Origin of the sequence: Enterocloster sp. 210928-DFI.2.20 (assembly GCF_020554465.1) — a bacterium.
Classification (GTDB): domain Bacteria; phylum Bacillota; class Clostridia; order Lachnospirales; family Lachnospiraceae; genus Enterocloster; species Enterocloster bolteae.
Genome location: NZ_JAJCHK010000049.1, coordinates 1 through 19580 on the forward strand (window position 1 = coordinate 1; position 19580 = coordinate 19580).

Genomic DNA, 19580 nt, shown 5'->3' on the forward strand with positions numbered 1-19580 from the left:
TTCAATGCCAGAGTTTTGCTGGCATGATCACTCAAGATTCCGAGAGATCATAATATTTATTGAATCCTTATGGTTTAAGCCAATGGAAGCCGATTTTGCCGCCCCAAGTTGCCCTACCATAGAAGAGAAGCATCCATATATTGCATGATAATTGGCTGTTATCTGTGCCAAAATGGCATATTTTCTTCTTCATTTCCGCCTCCTTTCCTTTACATCTATTTTATTATGCCAACACAATAATATCAAATGCCTATATTAAATACATATACATACCTTTTGAGTATACGTATTGATAAAATTTTTCTGATATCACTATTTCAGATATCAGCACATAAAAATACAGGCCATAGCCAGCCTGTATTTTAAAAGTTGAGGCATTATTATGAATTCATGCAATTTGAATTTCGTATCGTTTCCTATACTAAAGATATCTTAGAATGGAAAAATAACACCCTGCTAACAAAAAGATAAACTTTTCATAAATTTATTTTTATGCAGCAATACAAAAATCGATCTTTTCAGCTTAAATTCATCGTTCCAAATAAAGTGATATTGTCACCCAAGCTGCTGAAAAAATAAAATCACTTAAGAAACCACCGCCCGATAACTATCTTTTTTCAAGTCAATCTGTGGAATTTAGTCTTGCATACAGAATGTAAAATTTCATTTCAGCCTTTTCTTATTTCTTTTTTTTGTTCCTATAATCAATAAGATTCCAGCGGCTCCGAATATCGACACTGCTATGGTGTTTTTTTCAATTATATCCTTTTTGTAAGATAGCCCAACTCCTGACTGATTGTAGGAATTTGATGCCCTTACAACATCATCATAATAATAAATGGAGAAACCGTTTATGTTATCATTATTACTATTCTGTGCATTTAAAGGTGTAGCTGTTTTCTCCCTATTTTTTGCTGCTGTAGGCCATTCCCCAATAAATGCATGTGTCGTAGACTTCTGCGCAGGAATCACAAATTCAGGTTTTTCATCAGCATTAAATATGATAGCTGCAGGATATCGAATTCCAGGAAGTCCTGAAACAACTTCGTATGAATACTCATCACTGTTGTACTCCGCCTCCTCAAGAGAAGTTGTTACAGTATTGTCATAATCAACCGTTTCTGCATCATATACATAGACAGCTCCCACAGTCCAAATATTTAATTTCTGTTTGAGCGTTTCTTTTGCATCTTCCGGAATATCATCAGGAATGGATGTCACCTTGGTTATATCAACCAAAATCGTAAAACCGTCTGTGTATACGGGTATTTGCCACTTATAATAACTGTTTTCCAATGATTCTTTAACATCATTTGTTTTTAACAACTCGGAATTGGCATAAACTTTATATGCTCTTTCCATTTCCACCTCATCCGCTTCCACATCCCGGTTGAGTTCTCCACGTGCTCCACCATAATTGATATGATATAAAACCTCATCCTTCATAGAAAGAATCTCCTGATACTCGTTTCCTTCTGAAGGTATCAAGCGTTCTGATGCATATGACGTAAAACTGAGATTAAGCAATAAAGAGATACAAACAAACATGCCGGTGATTCTTCTCATAACATATCCCCCTTTTCTGATACAGGATATCCAGGTCCTCCAGCTTCTGTTACGCGGTCTGGTTAACCCAGTTTCCTTTTTTCAGTTTCGGAATCTCTTGTCGCAGCGATGGCTGCTGCTCTCCGGTATCTTCCACGGAAGTCTGTTCATTGCTGGCAGACACTGTGGTTGAATTGCTTATGATGGCTGCCGCACATATCACATAGAATATAGCCTGTTTTGAATCTGTCTTTTTTTCATCCTCTGTTCTCCTTTGACTTGTCCGGAAGCACATAGTTTACCAGCTCAGTATACCATACCTGTTCTTTCTGAGTAAAGTATGCTGTTAGGGTGTCATGCTTTGCCGCATATGCCGTGAGATTTAACCTAAAATTTCATGGTTCTGCGTCTCTTGTCCTTCTACCTGCTGCGCGGTTCATCTCACTACTTAGCCAATATTAACTTCTTTCCCTCGCAACCATGAAAACATTATCACGACAAGTGGCTTTTATGCGTTAACAACCTTTGATATATTTCTAGAACAGGGTTTTCCATTTAAAAGCCAGACGCCATCCTCTGTCAATTTCAGGAAACGGCGCTCCCGGATAAACAGCTGTGTTCCAAGTTCTTCCTTTAGCTCCTGAATCGTCCGGCTCAGGGGCGGCTGGGAGATAAACAGCCAATCCGATTCCTTGATAAAATTGCCATATTTTGCAACCGCAATATAATAACGCAGGGAAGATAATTTCATCCAGCAATTTCATTTTACCTTGTGCTTTTTACAGGAAGAGCTTGTGATACTTTCATATTTTTAATATCAGAAGCTGAAGATAGGAAGCTTTGTCCGAGCCGGTATAAATTACCTGCCATCCCCAGTTCTTTGGTATACAGCCGGTGGGGGGCGGGGGCTGCATCATACTATTTCTGTATTCTTTCTTAGATGATAAGATTAAGCGGATGGATTCTCCTTTGTGAAATGCCATACCAACCGGACTCATTACGATATCATCCTCCACCATTTGGCCTTTCTCCAGTTTCTCAACCCGGTCAAAGCTATATGCCGGAATCTCATCCGTGATTTCCTGTTCATCCAGGTGTCTCATGGAAAGGCGTAGCTTGCCCCAAGATCCCTTATAGCGGGTGATGGAAGCGCCATCATCGGTAAAATCACGAATAGCAGCACCATGGTTTGGTACCGTTATTTCCAAAAGCATATTGCCGTTTTGATCCAACTTCTGCATCCAAACAAAACGTCCGCACCTTCTACCTAAGAATAGAGCGGCAGCTTTGGATATTCCACGAGGCACGTCTCCTCATCAAAGGTTATCATAAAGCTGATTCATCCGGGCAGTCCCTGCGTATCATATTTTGCAGCAGCTCCTTTGTCGGGATTCTCTCTTTTCAACTGACGGAACGTTCCATCAAGATATAACTTTGTGTATGTAACATTCCCGCATTCGGTCAGACCGGAAATATATTTATAAAAGATGGCACGGAATATAAAATCCACAACCGCACGGAACAGATGATGCAAGTATTAAAAAGTGGCTTAAATCAATGGAACGGGGGCATCTGCCGGCAAATGCATAGTAAAAAGCATCTTCTCTTGATCTGTTGACCTTAGTCTATCAAAAGAAAACGCTTTATTCTGTAACCATGGCTACGGTTTTACATTTTATTCAAACAGGTTAGCAAACAACTCCTGGCTCAAAATGAACACTTCGCGTCCGTCTATCCGGATGATTCCTTCCTACTGCATACGTCCCAGCTCCATTGAGAGTGATGGCCTTGCACCCCCTAAATAATCAGCGATTTCTTCTCTGGTTGCATTCAATATTTACCTTTGGCTTTTATGCTGATTATGATACAGATAAAAGTAATCCGTTCCCGGACAGAGGCATAGGATAGGATTTTAACTTTATCGCCAAGATTATCTATTTTTTCACAAAAGTTCCCATTATATTACGCATCATGGTAATCTGAATATCACAGTATTCCGCATCGGGTTTTAAAAGCAGGTTGCCGGAGATTTCTAATATCTCGCTGTCTTCAAGGGCAATAGCATATTACCATAGTGAATTTTCGGTGAAAATTAACGCACTTCATTGAGCAGGATTCCCTCAACTGTGTTGCTTTTACTGAGACTACGCTTACCGTCAAAGCTATCTCTTCCCATGGCGATTTTTCCCAATAAAAACATCATAAGAGCTTCCGGTGTCTGAGCCGTCCAGAATAAAATATCATTCCGTTTATAACTTACACATTTAATCAGCTTACTCCACTACACAATGATGTATTCTTTTCTCCTTATCCTGATACTTTTGTGGGGAGAGCGTCCATACAGGACATTTATGCCGTGAAACGCCCATATGGATACTCTTGCGTCTATGCTACTGCCTGCGCCGGATCAACTCTCCCATAATCTCTTTATGCTTTTCCGTACTGATGGGATACATCAGGTAAAAAACAGCGTTAATCAGGCTGAGAATCGCCGGAATCAGCGTTATAAACCAGTTAACCGCGTTCAAAATCTGTGCAGGCTGGGCACCGCCCGCCACATAATGCATGGCAGCCAACACCGCTGCTCCGATGGCCGGCATCACCGCTCCCCCCGCTTTGTTTGCTACAGACACAAAGGAAGATAAAAAGCCATCGCACCTCACGCCGGAAATAAATTCCCCAAAGTCCACCGCGTCACCGATAGCCCCGAAATGGATTCCCATATAGGCATAAAAGCTCATACTACTCACGAAGGTCAGAAACCAGAACATGACCGACGGTGCGGTAGTAAAATACATGAAGAAATATGCGCCTGCAGTTATGAAGTTCAATACTGCGCAGACCTTTCCTTTATGACGGACGCGTTTAAAGAGGAAATTGCCAAACCACCCGGTTCCCACAATTGTAGCCGCCAGACCAATCAACCCGTAAGTGGTTGCATACGCTGCGTTTCCAGCATTATATTGCCAGTAATAGGCAAGCATTGCCGCCCTGCCGTACAAGACACATCCAAGAATAAACTGTCCAATAATGAGAATCAGAACTGCCTTGTTTTTTACCAGAGACTTCATCTGCAGGTTCATCGGAATCTTGTTCTGGGTGGGCGGCGGAGTCAGTACCTCCTTCGTCTTGCAACAGCTCACAATCATCGTGGGAAGCCCCAGGATACAGGTGATAAGCACAGCCCAAAAATATCCCCTGGCGCTGCTGGCGGAACCGTCGGAAGAAAATGCAATCATCAGCGGTACAGCAATGATAACGGTCACCATGGAACTCACGTTGGCAAACATCATCCGAAGACCTGAAACCTTTGCTCTGTCCTCCGAATCCGGAGTGATACAGCCGTTCAGCGCTCCATAAGGCATATTGCTGCAAGTGGAAGCCACCGTGAGAAGCAGATATATGCCCCACATCCACAGAAGCCTGCTTGTCATCTGCCACCCGGGGCTGGCCGCAAAAATCAGCACAATGAAACAAGCCATCGCTATGGAACCCAGCATGAACCAGGGACGGTACCTGCCCCACCGGCTGTTGGTGCGGTCCGCCAGTGAACCGATGACCGGGTCGTTAAATGCGTCAAAAATCCTCACTACCAGCATCATGACGGATACCGTGGCAGCCGGAATCCCAATCGTATCCGTATAATAAATCATCAGATAGGTGCTGAGCCAGTAGTACATAAAGTTGTAACCGAAATCCCCCAAAGCGTAATACATTCTTTTCATAGGAGTCAGACGGAATGTGTTTAAATCTTCATTTGACTGATACCTATTATTCATCTTCTCCATCACTACTCCCCCTACTGGACGGTCGCGCCGCATACAAGCCGGATAGCCTCATTCCAATTCCCGATTTTTTCCTTCCGTTCTTCTTCCGCCATTTGCGGACTGTATAGGGTTCTGCCTTCCTCTGAAAACAGTTCGGATTGATTCAGGATACCAGCCCCTATACCGGCCATGTAGGCAGCACCCATCGCAGATAATTCCTCAATCCCAGCTACTGCTACATCTAATTTTGAAAGATCGCTTTGAAGCTGCATCAGATAGGAATTTCTCGTAGGCCCTCCGTCTACCCGGAGTTCCTTTATGCAGATACTGCTGTCCTTCTCCATCGCTTCCAACACTGCCTGGATCTGCAGGGCAATGCTTTCCAAGGCTGCCCTGACAATCTCATTTTTTCCTGTTGTGCGAGTCATCCCATAAATCACGGCTCTCGCCGTGTCACTCCAATAGGGCGCCGATAAGCCGGAAAAGGCCGGAATCAATACGGTCTTGTCCATAGGGTTGGCAGCCTTTGCAAACGCTTCGCTTTCAGCCGGAGAGCTGATTAGATGAAGCTCATCTTTCAGCCAGGTCATCACCGCGCCTGTATAGTTGATATTCCCTTCCAGCACATAATTCACCTGGCCGTCTAGCCCCCACGCAAGGGAAGTCACCAGGCCGTGGCTGCTGGACACACACTCCATCCCCGTATTCATCATGATGGAGGAGCCGGTTCCATAAGTAGTCTTAATCATGCCTGCGCTGTGACAGCCCTGACCGAATAAAGCCGCATGGGAATCCCCGGCCGCGCTGTGAATCGGAATCTCATGGTCAAAGTATCCGTCTAAATCCGTCATCCCGAATAAACTGTTACTGTCACATACCTGGGCCAGGGATTTTGCCGAAACCCCGAAAAGCTCGTATAACTCCTCATCCCAGGACAGGGTATGGATATTGAACAACTGAGTTCTTGAGGCATTGGAATAATCCGTCTTAAATGCCTTTCCCCGTGTCATCCTGTAAATCAGCCAGCTGTCTATGGTGCCCAGACACAGATCCTCCGGAGCCCTCTCTTTCGCTCCCTCTGTATTTGACAGCAGCCAGGCCATCTTGGCAGCCGGGAAAAATGGAGATAGCATGAGTCCTGTTTTATTTCTTATCAGATCCCCATAGGGGGCCAAGGCCTGAGATACCTCCTTGGCCCTGGAGCACTGCCATACAACCGCTCCATTTAAAGGAGTTCCGTCTCTGTCCCAGATTGCTGTGGTTTCCCTCTGGTTGCTGATTCCGATTACTTCAATCTCATTCTTTGAGATACCAGTCCGCTTCACCACGTCCTGTATCACCCTGCATGTGTTTTGGTATATTTCTTCTAAATCATGGGAAACCCAGCCCCGTTCATTCACAATCTGTCTGTGACTTTGATCCGCCCGGCTCCGTAATCTTCCCTTGTTATCTACAAGGATTGCTTTCGTTCCCTGTGTGCTCTGGTCTATCCCCAATATGTACCCCATCATTTACCCCTCTGTCAGTGTTTTTTTAACGGTTTCAGCAATTCCGGCTCCATCCATTCCGTAGTAGGCAAATAACTCCGTATTAGAGCCTGGTATCAGATGACCGTCAGGAAGGGCGATTTTCTTAACCTTAATCGGGTGTTTCTCCGCCGTCACGGCCGCTACCATACTGCCAAGTCCGCCATATACCGAATGTTCTTCCACCGTTATCAGGCATTTTACCCTACTGGCGTATTGTAAGACCGCTTCCTCGTCCAAAGGCTTTAAGCAGTACATATCCACGACTCCGACCCGGATACCATCCTTTTCCAGAATCCTTGCAGCTTCCAGGGCATATGGCACCATCTCGCCGCAGGCAATGATCATGGCGTCCTCACCCTCTGACAGTACATGGGCCTTATCCAGTTCAAACTTCATCTGTTCCTCATATATATCTTCCGTGGCTGAACGGCTGACTCTGACATAAGCCGGCTTTTCATCCTGAAGCAACGCCTCAATCAGCTTACCCGTCTGGAACCGGTCGCTGGGCAGATAGACCCGCATATCCGGCAGTGCGCACATGGCGGCAATGTCCTGTAAAGAATGATGGCTCATTCCCAGGGCGCCATAGCTGATACCTCCGCTGATACCTACCAGGGTAACATTGGTATTGGAATATGCCACATCAATTTTCGCCTGTTCATAGCTTCTGGTCGATAAAAAACATGCTGGTGAAACAGCAAAAGCTTTCTTGCCGCAGGCCGCCAGCCCGGCAGATATGGATACCAGATTTTGTTCCGCTATGCCGACCTCCACGAACTGTTCCGGATAAGTTTTGGCAAAGGGCGTCATAGATGCGGAACCTCTGGAATCTGAACACAGTACAACAATGTCCCGGTCTGTTTTGGACGCTTCCAACAGTGTGTCGCATATTGCCTGTCTGTTCGTTATTTTATTCATTGCAATGCCTCCTTCAGTTCTTTTACCGCCTGTTCATACTGTTCCTCTGTCATCACTCCGTGGTGCCAGGAAATCTGGTTCTCCATAAAGGAAACACCCTTTCCCTTCACCGTACTGGCAATGACCGCCGTTGGCTTTCCCTTATAAGCCGCCGCCTGTTCATAGGCATTGACCAACTGGGCACAGTCATTTCCATCCAAAACCTCAATGACGTTCCAGCCAAAATCACGGAATTTCTCCGCCAAGCTGGCGCTGTCCATCACCTGGCCGGTGGTGCCGCTGATCTGAAGACGATTTAAGTCCACCGTGGCACAGAGATTGTCAAGCTTATAATGGCCTGCTGCCATCATGCCCTCGTAATTGGAACCCTCCGCCATCTCCCCATCTCCCAGCACCACATAAGTCCGGTAAGACTGATGGTTCATCCTGGCCGCCAGAGCCATACCAACGCCCACGGAAATCCCGTGGCCCAGGGAACCGGAATTCATCTCAACCCCGGGAACCTCCATGTTTGGGTGGCCGATAAACCGGCTCCCAAACTGGCTGAAGGTTTTGATTGCTTCTTCTTTATCGTAGAACCCTCTTTCTCCGAGGACACAATACAGCGCGTCTGCACAATGGCCTTTGCTCAAAAGAAAGCGGTCGCGGTCAGGATTCTCTCCCTTTTCCGGTGATACGTTCATTACCTTAAAATACAGGACAGTCAATATATCAGTTACACTTAAATCTCCTCCTACGTGCCCCGCCCTGGAATTATGTACCATCTCAATGATATCGCGGCGCAGTTCATAGGCTTTTCTTGTCAACGCATCCATCTTATATCCTCTCCTTCTATCAGCTCCTGATTATGGTTTCACAAATTTAATAGATTGTAAATCCACCATCCACAACAAGGTCCTCGCCAGTAATCATGTTAGACTCATTACAGGATAAGAACAGCACAGCCGCCGCAATCTCATCTGTCTCGGCAAAGCGGTGTGCCGGAATCTTCTCAATCATGTCGGTCTTAACCTTACCTTGCCATGCTTTTTCACCCATGTAGGTGTTCACTACGGTTGGAGCCACGCCGTTGACGTTGATACCATAATCCGCCCATTCCAATGCGCATACCTTAATCATGCCCACCACAGCCGCTTTGCTCATGGTATAACCCACATGCTTGTTAATTGCAATAAAATCGGCCTGGGAGGTAACACATACCATCTTTCCGCCCTTGCCCTGTTTAATCATCTGATTAGCAACCGCCTGGCATACCCGGAACACTCCAACCGCATTGATAGACATATGTTTTTCAATCGTAGCAATGGAGATATCCGATGCGCGGTAGAGATCCACGAATCCAGGCATGGCAGCGAGAATATTAATTTCTCCGAATGCCTCTAATACTGCCTTCATCATGGCGTCCACACTCTCCTGGCTGGTCACGTCACATTTTACGCCAATCACCTGTACTCCAAACTCCTCTGCAATCTTTGCTGCTACTTCCGGGCAGTTATCCTTACAGTCAACGATGGCTACCCTGGCTCCCTTTCTTGCATACATCTGGGCTGTGGCCTCTCCGATTCCACCTGCGCCTCCTACAACGATTGCTGCTTTTCCCGTTAAATCAAAATTTCCGTTTACCTTCTCATACTGAATCATCTTTACTACCTCCTAAATATTTTTTCTTTGTTTATCTGTATTTAGATTCTACTTCTAAATGTTTAGTTTGTAAATACTGAATATTTAACATTTTTAAAGTTATTTTTTTGTGCACGTTGACTAAACGCAGCGTTTGCGCCACACAAAACTAATTACTTTTATTGTATCCATCTCAAACCATCACAGTAAATTCATAAGTCAGAATAGTATTCAGTAATCGTTCACTAAATATTCTTATAAACGATTGACTTCTTCATTTAGTTCATCTATAATTTATAGTAGAAATTGATAAAGGAGATTCTATCTATGACTAATCGGGAAATCGCTCAGAAGCTTGGCATATCACCAGCCGCTCTGTCCCTAATTATCAACCATAAACCCGGCGTATCCGATTCAACCAGGGACAGGGTGCTCACAGAACTTCAGGAGATGGGCTGTGATAATTTAATAAAAAAAGCACCGGCTGTGCCAAGCAACAACCTGTGCTTCATTATTTATAAACGTCATGGGGAGGTTCTGGATCTTCATCCCTTTTTCCTCCTTTTAATGGAAAGCATAGAAACACGCGCCCGCTCCTACGGTTATAATATCCTTCTATGCAATCTTGATAAACGAAAATCCATGGAGCCCCAGCTCGCCCACTTAGAGGAACTGGACTGCCAGGGCGCCATCGTCTTTGCCACGGAAATGGAAGATGAAGACATGGAACTCCTTCAGGAGCTTCCAATTCCTATGGTTGCCCTGGACAATGACTTCTCCCGCCTTTCCTGCAACAGTGTTTCCATCAACAATCAGATGGGGACATTTCAAGCCGTGGAATACCTGGTGCGGATGGGACACCGGCGGATTGGCTATTTAAAAAGCCTGATCCGCATTAACAGTTTCAAGGAGCGCCAGAGCGGTTACGAGGATGCCCTTGCCCACTTTGGCCTTTCCTTCTCTGACGGCCATATCCTGGATGTCCATTATTCGGAAGAAGAAAGTTACCGGGATATCCGGCAGTTTTTTGACAGTCACCCCTCCTACGATATACCCGACGCATTTGTCTGTGACGATGACACCATGGCCAGCGGCGCCCTTCGCGCATTCTCGGAACATGGTTATAAAGTACCTGGGGATATCTCCATCATTGGTTTCAACGACCGGCCAAACTGTGAGGTCACTACGCCTCCGCTGACTTCCATCAATGTTTCTAAACAGGGCCTGGCAGGGGAGTCTGTGGACGAACTGATGCGAATGATTCAGAACCCGGACAAATCCACCCAGGAATTCCGCTCCAGGAAAATCCGCATTGGCACGAAACTCACGGTCAGAGAATCGGTGTCCCCTCCCTCAAAAAATGTATAATATCCAAAAGGAGCCTGTAATTTGACACCGCAGGGCTGTATCCATCACCGTATACTGCTGCAAGCTCGTTGCAATAACTGCAGGCTCTTTTTCTGAGATTTGTCATCCACACCGGATTCTTAACGACTTTTTTCTGGTTATTGATTTTACGATTGTAATTGCTGCCATACTTCTGGTACGGCCTCTTAGCCGGGTGCGTGGTGGGCAGGTTATCAAAATTCCCGTCAATGGTTTCCAGACTCTGGTTAATCAAGAGCTTATCGGCTTCCGCAAATGTCCGGTCTTTCTTTTCCCAGTTTTCCATCTTTCTCTTTTCCCTACCCGGTTCACTCCCTCCCTGGGTACATTTAAGCGCGGAACCGTCCCCGTTTTTCCCCGCCTGTTAAGGGTTTTCCGCAAATCTTACCCCGTTGGATTTCCCCCCTTACAGATGCCTTCATTTGTATACCTCCCGGTCCCAGACATTTCTCAATCACCAGCCGGCGGAGTCCCCCGGTCAGCTTCTCTGCCATAAGAGACGCCTCTGGCACACAGTCCATAAAGCAGCCCATCTGAAACTCAGAACCACTATTGTTTATATATGTGTCCACGCAAAATATACATTGAGTGTCCTAAGCTATCGCATCGTGAGATAGATAAGGGAAGTATACGGAGCAACGCCAGTGCTAATTATCCTGCTTTTTATCGAAACAAGCAGAAATATGAAACAGCTGAATATCTGTGTATGATGAGGCTTAGAAAAATTTGGTCAGAGGGTACTTTTGCGGTTTTAAAGCGAGAGCACAACCTGAAGACAATAAAAAAGAGAGGCATTCATAAAACAGGTGAAGAATGCCTGCTTTCTGCTGCGTCATTGAACCTAAAAAGGATGATAAAGGTGGCTTAAGGAGCCCATTTATCATCCTTTGATTTAAATTAAATATCAAAAAATCCGGAAAACATTTAAAAGAATTTATTTGTCAATAGGTCCTTTTATTCACACACTCGGATTTAAAGTCCTACTAATTCTTTTTCACTACAAAATATGAATCATACTTTGTTCCGTCATGCCCTACCAATTTTTCATCCGTAGGTTCAAACCCCAAAATATGTAACGCCTTGATACGTTCTGTCGCTAACGCAATCGCTTTTGTCGCAATTTTATTACAATGGAACAAGGTATATGTGGGTTCAATTATCAACGCTAGGATTTGTATAATCTCACTTTGAATTTCGTGGTCGCTCCGAATATCCAGTCTAAGCAAACCACAATTTGTGAAATAATCATCCCCTTCTCTGTGGAAAAGCTCTATCGTTCCGATTGCTTCATGTGCTGCTTTTGAAACGATTGTCCAACGTACAAATCCTTGTCTGCTGTACTCCCAAAGCCAATATTCAATTGCCTGTTCCATTCTATTTTCAGTTGTATAATGAAAATCGTCACCGCCACAATTATCACCATTAAAAAATGGTATAGCCTTTTCATCAGAATAAACTTTTAGTAAATCTACTTTATCCTCCAGCCGAACCAATCTTAAAGTGTAATCCTTATCTTCATAGATAGGACAATTTTTATAAACATCCTCCATACGAATTCCCCTCCATAGCTTCCGATTTGTCGAGTTCGCCTTTTCCGCCTAAGGCGAATATTCTTGTTTCCTATACCCTAAATTTTAATATCAAATCTGTCAAGTTGCTTCATCAATTTTTATATTGTGCCCTGAGTCCTTATGAAATCAGGGTGGGAATCGGGCGGGATTTTGGTTATATTATGATCTGTAAATATTTTACAACGCAAGCTGGTAAGAGCCGTCAAACGCCCTAATCATCAGCCTTTCCAGCCCCGTTGTCTTTACATGAACCCGATCGTACAAACTGAATCCGACACTATTTTTTATAGCCTACTGTTGTTCTTATATTTTATCATTCCGGGTACCTATTAGCAATATCAGCCACTAAGGCCTGTTAATTGCCTGTGCCAGCCGCAACAACGGGAACAGGGTGTTTGCGCTGTTGTGGGCGGTAAAGATATGGCTCCCACTATTTTCAATAATTTAATAGATTGCACGGTTTCCCATGGTTCACCTCAAAAAAATACTGCCTGCCAGTAAAAGTTCTCGATGTTGGAGCAGATGATATCGTACATCTTTCCGGGCGCAGCGTCCAGCTGGTCCCTGACGCAGCGGTAAAAGTATTCCTTGCTGAAGAGCCCGGTCAGCCGGTCGTATTGCAGCTCGTTGACCATGGCTGCGGTCTCCCTCAGGTTGATGATATTCGCAACCCGGTGCAGGATGATTTCCGGCCGGTAGGGCTTTGACACGAAGTCGGCAGCGCTATAGGACAGCGCCGCCACCTCGTCCGCCTCGCTGCTGCCCTGCGTTGTAACCACAACAGGAATCAGGGCAAGCTCTGCGTCCGCCTTGACACGGGACAAAAAAGCATATCCGTCCATGACCGGCATCACAATATCCAGTAGAATCAAGGAGAGTCCGGCTTTCTGCTCTTTCAGGAAAGCAAGACCTTCTTCGCCGTTTTCCGCTTCTAACACTTCGTAGACCGGGGAGAGGATGCTGCCCAGCACCTCCCGGTTTATCAGGTTGTCCTCCACAATCAAAATTTTTTTCTTTGCAGCCATTTTGCTTTCCTCAATCCACTTTTTGGTCTATTCCGCCGGAGCGTTCGTCTGGTTACTCTTCGTCCGGGGGATTGTTTCCGGTCAAAACAGGCGCGTCCAGCGCCTGCTCCTTTTTCAGCAGGTCCAAAAACGCCTCCACTTTCATCGGCTTTGCAAAGTAGTATCCCTGTCCGTATTCGCACTGATATTGACGCAGCAATTCCAGCTGCTCGATGGTTTCGATGCCTTCCGCGAGAGAACATGTCTTTGGCAGTTCCCTGCAAATTTGCATGGCGTTCTTCATCACTACCCGGCTTTTGATGTTGCTGCCCAATTCCTCCACCAGGGATTTGTCAAATTTGATCTCATTAAATTCCAACATGGTCAGGATGGACAGGTTGGAGTATTGAGAACCGAAATCGTCCAGTGAAATGGAAAAGCCCTCTCCCAGCAACAGACGCATCAGAGTGAGCAGCTGCCCCGCTTCCAGCTTGCTGATGCTTTCGGTGACCTCGATGGTAAGCTGCTGTGTCGGCACGTCATAGTCCCGGCAGATCTGGGCCAGCTGCTGCACAATATCGGAAGCCATCAGCGTCATCCGGGAAAAGTTGGAGGATATCCGGGTCTTGACCCCTTGCTTTGCCCACTCCCGAAGGTCTGAACAAACGGTTTGGAACACATGCAGATCCAAATGGCTGATGACACGCTCACGCTCATAATAAGGAATAAACTGATCCGGCGGAATGAGCCGGCCGGAGTCATCCCGTTTCCGAATCAGCGCCTCCGCCCCCATGATCCGCCCGGTTTTCAGGCTGATTTGCGGCTGATAGTAAATCACAAAACGGCGGTCGGCGATTTCCCGCAGGATCTCCGTAGCAATGCCGGTTCGGGTGTGCCCGCCGCCATGCAGAATGGTATGGTAATACCCCTGCTTTTGGGCATACATCAAATCGTCGGCACGCATGATCTCATTGTCGACCGAGATATCGCGGTCCTTCCAGGTACAGCCGATTGAAACCTCAAAATCCCGGCTTTCCTCGAAATCCCGGCGCAGGCTCTCCGCAAGAGCCTGGAAATCCTCCTGCTTTGTGTTCTCGCAAAGCACCACAAATTCATCGCCGCCCACACGGAAAGCGTTGCTTTCGGCCCGCGCGCGTAGAATGTCCGCCACGTTTTGAATCACCCGATCCCCGTACTCATGGCCGAAGTTGTCGTTGAGCTTCTTCATCCCATTGATGTCGATGTAGATGACACCCAGGGTATGTAACGTACTGCAGGACAGCTGGTTGAGTTTCTTGATATAGCAATTCCGGTTGCTCACGCCGGTAAGAAGGTCGGTATAGCTCGACCGTTCCAGTTCTTCGATCAGCCGGCGCCGTTCCATTTCGTCCAACACGAAGCCGCAGACGCTGCGCAGCAGGGATAAATCCTCCACATTCTCCGTGGGATTGTCCACGCCGAGAAAGCCGATGATTTTCCCCTGTTTCATCAGCGGCGCGGCCGAAAGGCTTTCGATTCCCTGGTCGTGCAGAATACGGTATTCGTTGGAATCTACCACCAACTCCCGGCCCAGCGATGTGATATAAAATTCCCCGTCGTGCTCAAACTTGTCGTTCCAATTCGCAATGTATTCCAAGGGGATTTCCTGCAAATTCTCGATTTCACGTGAGACCCCGGGGGCGCACCACTCAAACGTGTTATAGATGACGTTTTCTCCGTATTCAAAGATATACGCCCGGTCGGCTGCATAAAAACGGCCGATCAGCGCCAGAAACCGATTGACCGCCACCGTGACATCCGTCTCGCCGGACAGTGTCTGGATGCAGTCGACCAGCGCTTCCTCCACGCTCAGACGATTGGAAACCCGGTCAAATGTTTCTTTCTGTTCGGTAATATCCCGCGCGAATTCCAGCCGGCGGTTTTTCCCCTGGAAGGGAACCAGAATATCGGTGATATCCATCCATCTCTGCAGCTTTTCGTTATAATGCTCCCAACGGTAGGGGACGTCCAGCTTGAGCTTGTCATTTGTGCAGAATGGGCAGGGCGCGTTCCGGCCCTGAATCAGCTCATAACATTTTTTACCGTAGGCTTCCCGTGCGTTCAAGCCGCACAGAGAGGCCGCGGCCTGTGTCATATAGAGGATTTCATAAGTGTCCGGATCACTGGCGTAAGCAATCAGATGCTGCTGGTCGATGATCGTCTTCTCAAAAAATGATTCCTGCATGGTCTACCTCCTGGATTCATTACGCTCCGTTCATTCCCCAGGAGCTTTTTTGTTCTTTCTATGTAGAGTCTAATGGCTCACAGCCACGTTTCCAGCACCTGCCGCAGCTGGTCCGGTTCGACAGGCTTCGCCAGATGCCCATTCATGCCCGCATCTTTTGTCTTCTTGCGGTCGTCGTCAAAGGCATTGGCCGTCATGGCAATAACCGGAACCGTTTTCACATCGTCACGGGGGAGCGCGCGGATTTGAACAGCCGCCGTACAGCCGTCCATCACCGGCATTTGCATATCCATGAAAATCAAATCGTAGGTGCCGGGCCGGGAGGCTTTTATCCTGTCCACCGCGGCTTGCCCGTTTTCCGCCACATCCACGTTTTCCGGCGGTATGCCGGATTCTACCAGCATTTCTATGGCGACCTCCTGGTTCAGCGCGTTGTCCTCCACCAGCAGGATCCGCTTACCTGCGTAGGAACAGCGGGCAGGCTTCCAGGTTTCTGGTTCTTCCATGCCAGCGGCCCCGACAAATTGCTTCAGCTTATACACGAGCCGTGACCGGAACAGCGGCTTGGTGATGAAGCCTTTGGCCCCCGCCTCCTTGGCTGCGTCCACCTGGTCTGAGAGGTCGTAGGCTGAAAGCATAATAATAGGGAGGCTGTTTTCGACCTTTTCCCGGATTTGCCGGGCAGTTTCCACACCGTCGAGCCCCGGCATCCGGTAGTCAAGAAGTACGGCGAAATAGTCCTGATACGCCGCGTGCGCGGCTTCCACCTCGGAGATAGCCGTCTGGCCGTCACTGACGCTTTTCGCCATCATCTGCAGTTCCTCCAGCCGTTCGCAGGTGTTGCGGCAGGCGATTTCGTCGTCGTCCACCACCAGGACACGCAGACCGGCCAGCACGCCGTCGTCGATTTTGACCTCCTGCACTCGAAGATAGACCGACACGGTGAACCGGCTGCCTTTTCCATAGGTGCTCTCAACCTCAATTGTACCGCCCATCAGTTCAGCAATTTTCTTGCAGATGGACATACCCAGCCCTGTTCCCTGCACCGCCTGGATTTTGGCGTCGTCCGCCCGTTCAAAGGGCTCGAACACCCGGACGAGAAACTCCGGCTTCATCCCAATGCCGGTATCCGAGACCACAAACTCGTAATGAGCCATATCGGTCTGTTCCGAGGGCTTTTCGTTGATTTCCAGCGTGATACTCCCACCCTCAGGCGTGTATTTCACGGCGTTGGACAATAAATTGAGCAGCAGCTGTTGCAGGCGCTGCAAATCGCTGACGACCGTTTCGTGTGTGATTCTATTGGCATAGGTTTTGAACCGCAGGTTTTTCTCGCCCAGCTGCGGCTGTACCATGTTGACCACGCCCTGCACCAGCTCCGCCAGGTTGACTTCCTCCTCTGCCAGCAGCATCTGGCCGCTTTCGACCTTGGAGGTATCCAGCACCTCGTTGATCAGGCTGATCAGGAGGTCGTTGGAAAGCATGATTTTGTCGGTACTGTCCAAGACCCGTTCCGGGTCGTAGACATGAGACTTGATAATCCTGGCCATCCCCTGAATGGCGTTGAGCGGCGTTCTCAGATCGTGGCTCATCCTGGACAAGAAGTCCGACTTGGCCCGGTTCGCGTGTTTCGCCGCTTCCAGCGCGTCCTGCAGGGCCGTCTTCTGTTCGGTCAGCTTTTTCTGCATTACCCGCAGCTCGGTGACGTCGGTGACATCGATGAATACGGTCAGATAGACCGGGTCGTCGGCAATGGAATCAATGCAGGTGCTGTGGATGCTGAACCACCGCTCCCGGGTGTACCGATCCCTTAAGCATATCGTCCCATCAAAGGGTTTTCCCTGTCGGAAGCTTTCATGGCTGGCCTCAATCATCGTCCGGCTCTCCGGCTCCAGCACAGAATAGATATCGAAAGAATCCAGCTTGCCTGTATCCACATTGAATATATCCGTAATACGGTCGCTGGCGTCGGCCATGACGATTTTATCCGGCAGGATGCGGTGTTTGACGATAAAACCCGGGATGTTGTCGTAGGCGACGGCCTTTTCCTGCTGGATCTGCATCAGCTCTGTGACGTCCACCATGGTGGTATAGGCCATCTGCTTACCGTCCTGGTATTCGTCGGTGAAAAAGCCTGTCATCTTGACCCAACGGGTGGAGCCGTCGGGGATCCTCAGTGGGACAAAAAGCTCATAGCTCCTTTTTCCCGCTTCGGTTATTTCCTGAACCTTTTCATGGATTTTGTTCCAGCTGTTCTTGTTTTCCGCAAAATACTCGTCGCAGTGGTTGTGGAACAGCGTCTCATATTCCGTCTTGGAGTATCCAATCAAATCATAATAGAAGTCGTTGGCCCAGACCAATGTGAAATGCTTGTCCACCAGATGCAGGCTAACGCTGACTTCCATGGCCCGCATCAGCATTTCCTGTTCATTTTTCATCTGAACCAGCTCGGTCACGTCCATCATGACCGTGTAGGTGCTGCGGTAACCGTCGATATATTCGTCCGTAAAGTAGCTGAACAGCTTGACCCAGAAGCTGGAACCGTCCTCATGCTTCATACGGGTAATAATATCATATTGATCTTTGCCGTTTTCCAACACATCCGCAACCGTGGCCGTAAGCTGTTCCCATCCTTCGGGATTGTTTTGATAATACTCGTCGGGATGATTGTGGAACAGGGATTCATATTTTTCCTTCGGATAGCCAATCAGCTGATAGTAATACTCGTTGGCCCAGACACAAGTATAGTGTTCATCCACCATGTGCTTACTGACGCTGACCTTCAGGATGCTCATGAGCATTTCCTGTTCGTGGACCATCTGCTCCAGTGTCTGCTGTGTGTGTTCCTGCTCCAGCTGCGCTTCCATCATTTCGGTGACGTCGGTCAAAGTGGTGTAGGCCACTTGGTATCCGTCGACGTACTCGTCCGTAAACGCTGCCTGCAGCTTTACCCAAAGGGAACGGCCGTCCGAAGTGACCAGCCGCACGCAGATGGAATTCCCCTTTTCTCCATTGGCACGCGCGTCCCTGACTGACTTTTCAAGGGCTTGGTAGCCCTCCGGATTGTTATAGAAATATTCGTCCGGGCAGTTGTGGAACCGGGTTGCGAACTCCTCCTGCGAGTAGTCGATCAGGTTATAAAAAAAGTCATTGGCCCAAATCAGCGTGAAATGACCGTCCAGCAGATGCTTGCTGATTCCGACACTCAGCAAGCCCACCAGGATACGGTATTCATAATCAGTTCCCGCCTGTTTTTCCCACTGTTTTACAGTCTCTTCGTTCTCCAGCATAGCATTACGCCTCCTCCAGTAACCGGATGATTTCGATAAATCCCGTATCGGCGTCCCGTATCTTTGCACAGGAGGCCACAGCTTCCATATATTGCTCCGCCCGCAGCAAGGCCACAGTATCCGAACAAATGTTTGACAGAGGAATCAACCCCAGATTCCCGGCTACACCCTTGAGCGTGTGCGCCGCCGCCAGCAATGCCGCCCAGTCGTTTGCCTGCAGTGCGGGCTCGATTTGTTTATAGGTTTCATCTTGCGGGAACATCCGCAGGATCTTTTGATACAGGCTGATGTTCCCGGACAAGCGCCGCAGCGCTCCATCCGAATCCGCACCGGCTTCCTTGAGGGCTGTCGTCCAGTTCGTTACCATCGTAGAGTTCTCCTTTTTTACCTTGCTCATTACTTTATCAGTTTATTATAACAGAATGCAACAAAAAGTGCAATGTTGTATCAGTCTTGAGTTTTTGTCAAGTCTGGCTTTCTCCTCAAAGCCGTGCTATAATGAGATATCAAGAAAGGTGCGGAAACGTTCCTGTCCGTTCTACTGTTTCACCACTGCCTGTCAATAGAAAACATCGCATAAATGGCGGGCGTAGAGGAACGGGATATCGAGAACATATTTGCCTATCCGGACAAACAGGTCGGTGAAACCGTCAAATACAAGGTTGCCGTCACCGTTATGGTGCTGCGCTTCTTTTTAAAAGAATGCAAGCCTAAAGGATAGAGGGT

17 protein-coding genes and 1 pseudogene are annotated in these 19580 nt (G+C 47.6%); 3 read left to right on the top strand and 15 right to left on the bottom strand.

Going from position 1 to position 19580, the window contains the following annotated elements; translation table 11 throughout:
• Positions 1-663: 663 nt before the first annotated feature.
• From LI015_RS25960 to LI015_RS25995, 8 genes are all read right to left on the bottom strand, one after another.
• The gene (locus tag LI015_RS25960) at positions 664-1446 is read right to left on the bottom strand and encodes a hypothetical protein (protein ID WP_227126639.1); all 783 of its coding nucleotides are present in this window, start codon (positions 1444-1446) and stop codon (positions 664-666) included.
• Positions 1447-2053: 607 nt separating this feature from the next.
• Entirely contained in the window at positions 2054-2296 is a 243-nt protein-coding gene (locus tag LI015_RS25965; RefSeq protein ID WP_118018421.1) for a LysR family transcriptional regulator, read from the bottom strand.
• A gap of 52 nt (positions 2297-2348) precedes the next feature.
• On the bottom strand, positions 2349-2786 hold the full coding sequence (locus LI015_RS25970; RefSeq protein ID WP_002568749.1) for a CocE/NonD family hydrolase C-terminal non-catalytic domain-containing protein: 438 nt from the start codon (positions 2784-2786) through the stop codon (positions 2349-2351).
• A gap of 1149 nt (positions 2787-3935) precedes the next feature.
• Positions 3936-5333: an MFS transporter gene (locus LI015_RS25975; protein WP_007036327.1), complete on the bottom strand. Its 1398-nt coding sequence runs from the start codon at positions 5331-5333 to the stop codon at positions 3936-3938.
• 11 nt (positions 5334-5344) lie between these two features.
• Positions 5345-6823 (bottom strand): FGGY-family carbohydrate kinase, encoded by a 1479-nt coding sequence (locus tag LI015_RS25980; protein ID WP_227126640.1) that lies wholly within the window; start codon positions 6821-6823, stop codon positions 5345-5347.
• A complete protein-coding gene (locus tag LI015_RS25985) occupies positions 6824-7759 on the bottom strand; it encodes a transketolase family protein (RefSeq protein ID WP_002568752.1) in 936 nt (311 codons plus the stop codon). It abuts the gene before it with no gap.
• Complete coding sequence (locus LI015_RS25990) at positions 7756-8574, bottom strand: transketolase (RefSeq protein ID WP_227126641.1); 819 nt, start codon at positions 8572-8574, stop codon at positions 7756-7758. The genes LI015_RS25985 and LI015_RS25990 overlap by 4 nt, the downstream gene beginning before the upstream one ends.
• Positions 8575-8620: 46 nt before the next feature.
• Positions 8621-9400: an SDR family oxidoreductase gene (locus LI015_RS25995; protein WP_002568754.1), complete on the bottom strand. Its 780-nt coding sequence runs from the start codon at positions 9398-9400 to the stop codon at positions 8621-8623.
• Positions 9401-9706: 306 nt separating this feature from the next.
• Here LI015_RS25995 and LI015_RS26000 point away from each other — a divergent pair, with 306 nt between their 5' ends.
• The gene (locus tag LI015_RS26000) at positions 9707-10747 is read left to right on the top strand and encodes a LacI family DNA-binding transcriptional regulator (RefSeq protein ID WP_002568755.1); all 1041 of its coding nucleotides are present in this window, start codon (positions 9707-9709) and stop codon (positions 10745-10747) included.
• Here LI015_RS26000 and LI015_RS26005 read toward each other — a convergent pair.
• Both LI015_RS26005 and LI015_RS26010 read right to left on the bottom strand, forming a co-directional pair.
• On the bottom strand, positions 10710-11051 hold the full coding sequence (locus LI015_RS26005; RefSeq protein WP_002568756.1) for a hypothetical protein: 342 nt from the start codon (positions 11049-11051) through the stop codon (positions 10710-10712). The two genes, LI015_RS26000 and LI015_RS26005, sit on opposite strands and share 38 nt — an antisense overlap.
• Positions 11052-11094: 43 nt before the next feature.
• The gene (locus LI015_RS26010; protein WP_227126642.1) at positions 11095-11259 is read right to left on the bottom strand and encodes a hypothetical protein; all 165 of its coding nucleotides are present in this window, start codon (positions 11257-11259) and stop codon (positions 11095-11097) included.
• Between the two features lie 68 nt (positions 11260-11327).
• On the opposite strand from LI015_RS26010, the gene LI015_RS28900 reads away from it, so the two are divergent.
• Positions 11328-11633, top strand: coding sequence for a transposase (locus tag LI015_RS28900; protein WP_007036328.1), 306 nt, complete (start codon positions 11328-11330; stop codon positions 11631-11633).
• 115 nt (positions 11634-11748) lie between these two features.
• On the opposite strand, the gene LI015_RS26020 is transcribed toward LI015_RS28900, so the two are convergent.
• The 5 genes and pseudogenes from LI015_RS26020 to LI015_RS26040 form a co-directional block, all read right to left on the bottom strand.
• Positions 11749-12315 (bottom strand): GNAT family N-acetyltransferase, encoded by a 567-nt coding sequence (locus tag LI015_RS26020; protein ID WP_227126643.1) that lies wholly within the window; start codon positions 12313-12315, stop codon positions 11749-11751.
• Positions 12316-12836: 521 nt separating this feature from the next.
• Positions 12837-13361: pseudogene (locus LI015_RS26025) on the bottom strand (response regulator); the annotation flags it as partial.
• A 52-nt stretch (positions 13362-13413) separates the two neighbouring features.
• Positions 13414-15564, bottom strand: coding sequence for an EAL domain-containing protein (locus tag LI015_RS26030; protein ID WP_002568760.1), 2151 nt, complete (start codon positions 15562-15564; stop codon positions 13414-13416).
• 77 nt (positions 15565-15641) lie between these two features.
• Positions 15642-18854, bottom strand: coding sequence for a PAS domain-containing hybrid sensor histidine kinase/response regulator (locus LI015_RS26035; protein ID WP_227126644.1), 3213 nt, complete (start codon positions 18852-18854; stop codon positions 15642-15644).
• A gap of 4 nt (positions 18855-18858) precedes the next feature.
• Positions 18859-19221, bottom strand: a complete 363-nt coding sequence (locus LI015_RS26040; RefSeq protein ID WP_227126645.1) for an Hpt domain-containing protein — start codon at positions 19219-19221, stop codon at positions 18859-18861.
• A 213-nt stretch (positions 19222-19434) separates the two neighbouring features.
• Between LI015_RS26040 and LI015_RS26045 the strand changes: the two genes are divergently transcribed.
• Positions 19435-19575, top strand: a complete 141-nt coding sequence (locus LI015_RS26045) for an HTH domain-containing protein (protein WP_227126646.1) — start codon at positions 19435-19437, stop codon at positions 19573-19575.
• Positions 19576-19580 lie beyond the last annotated feature (5 nt).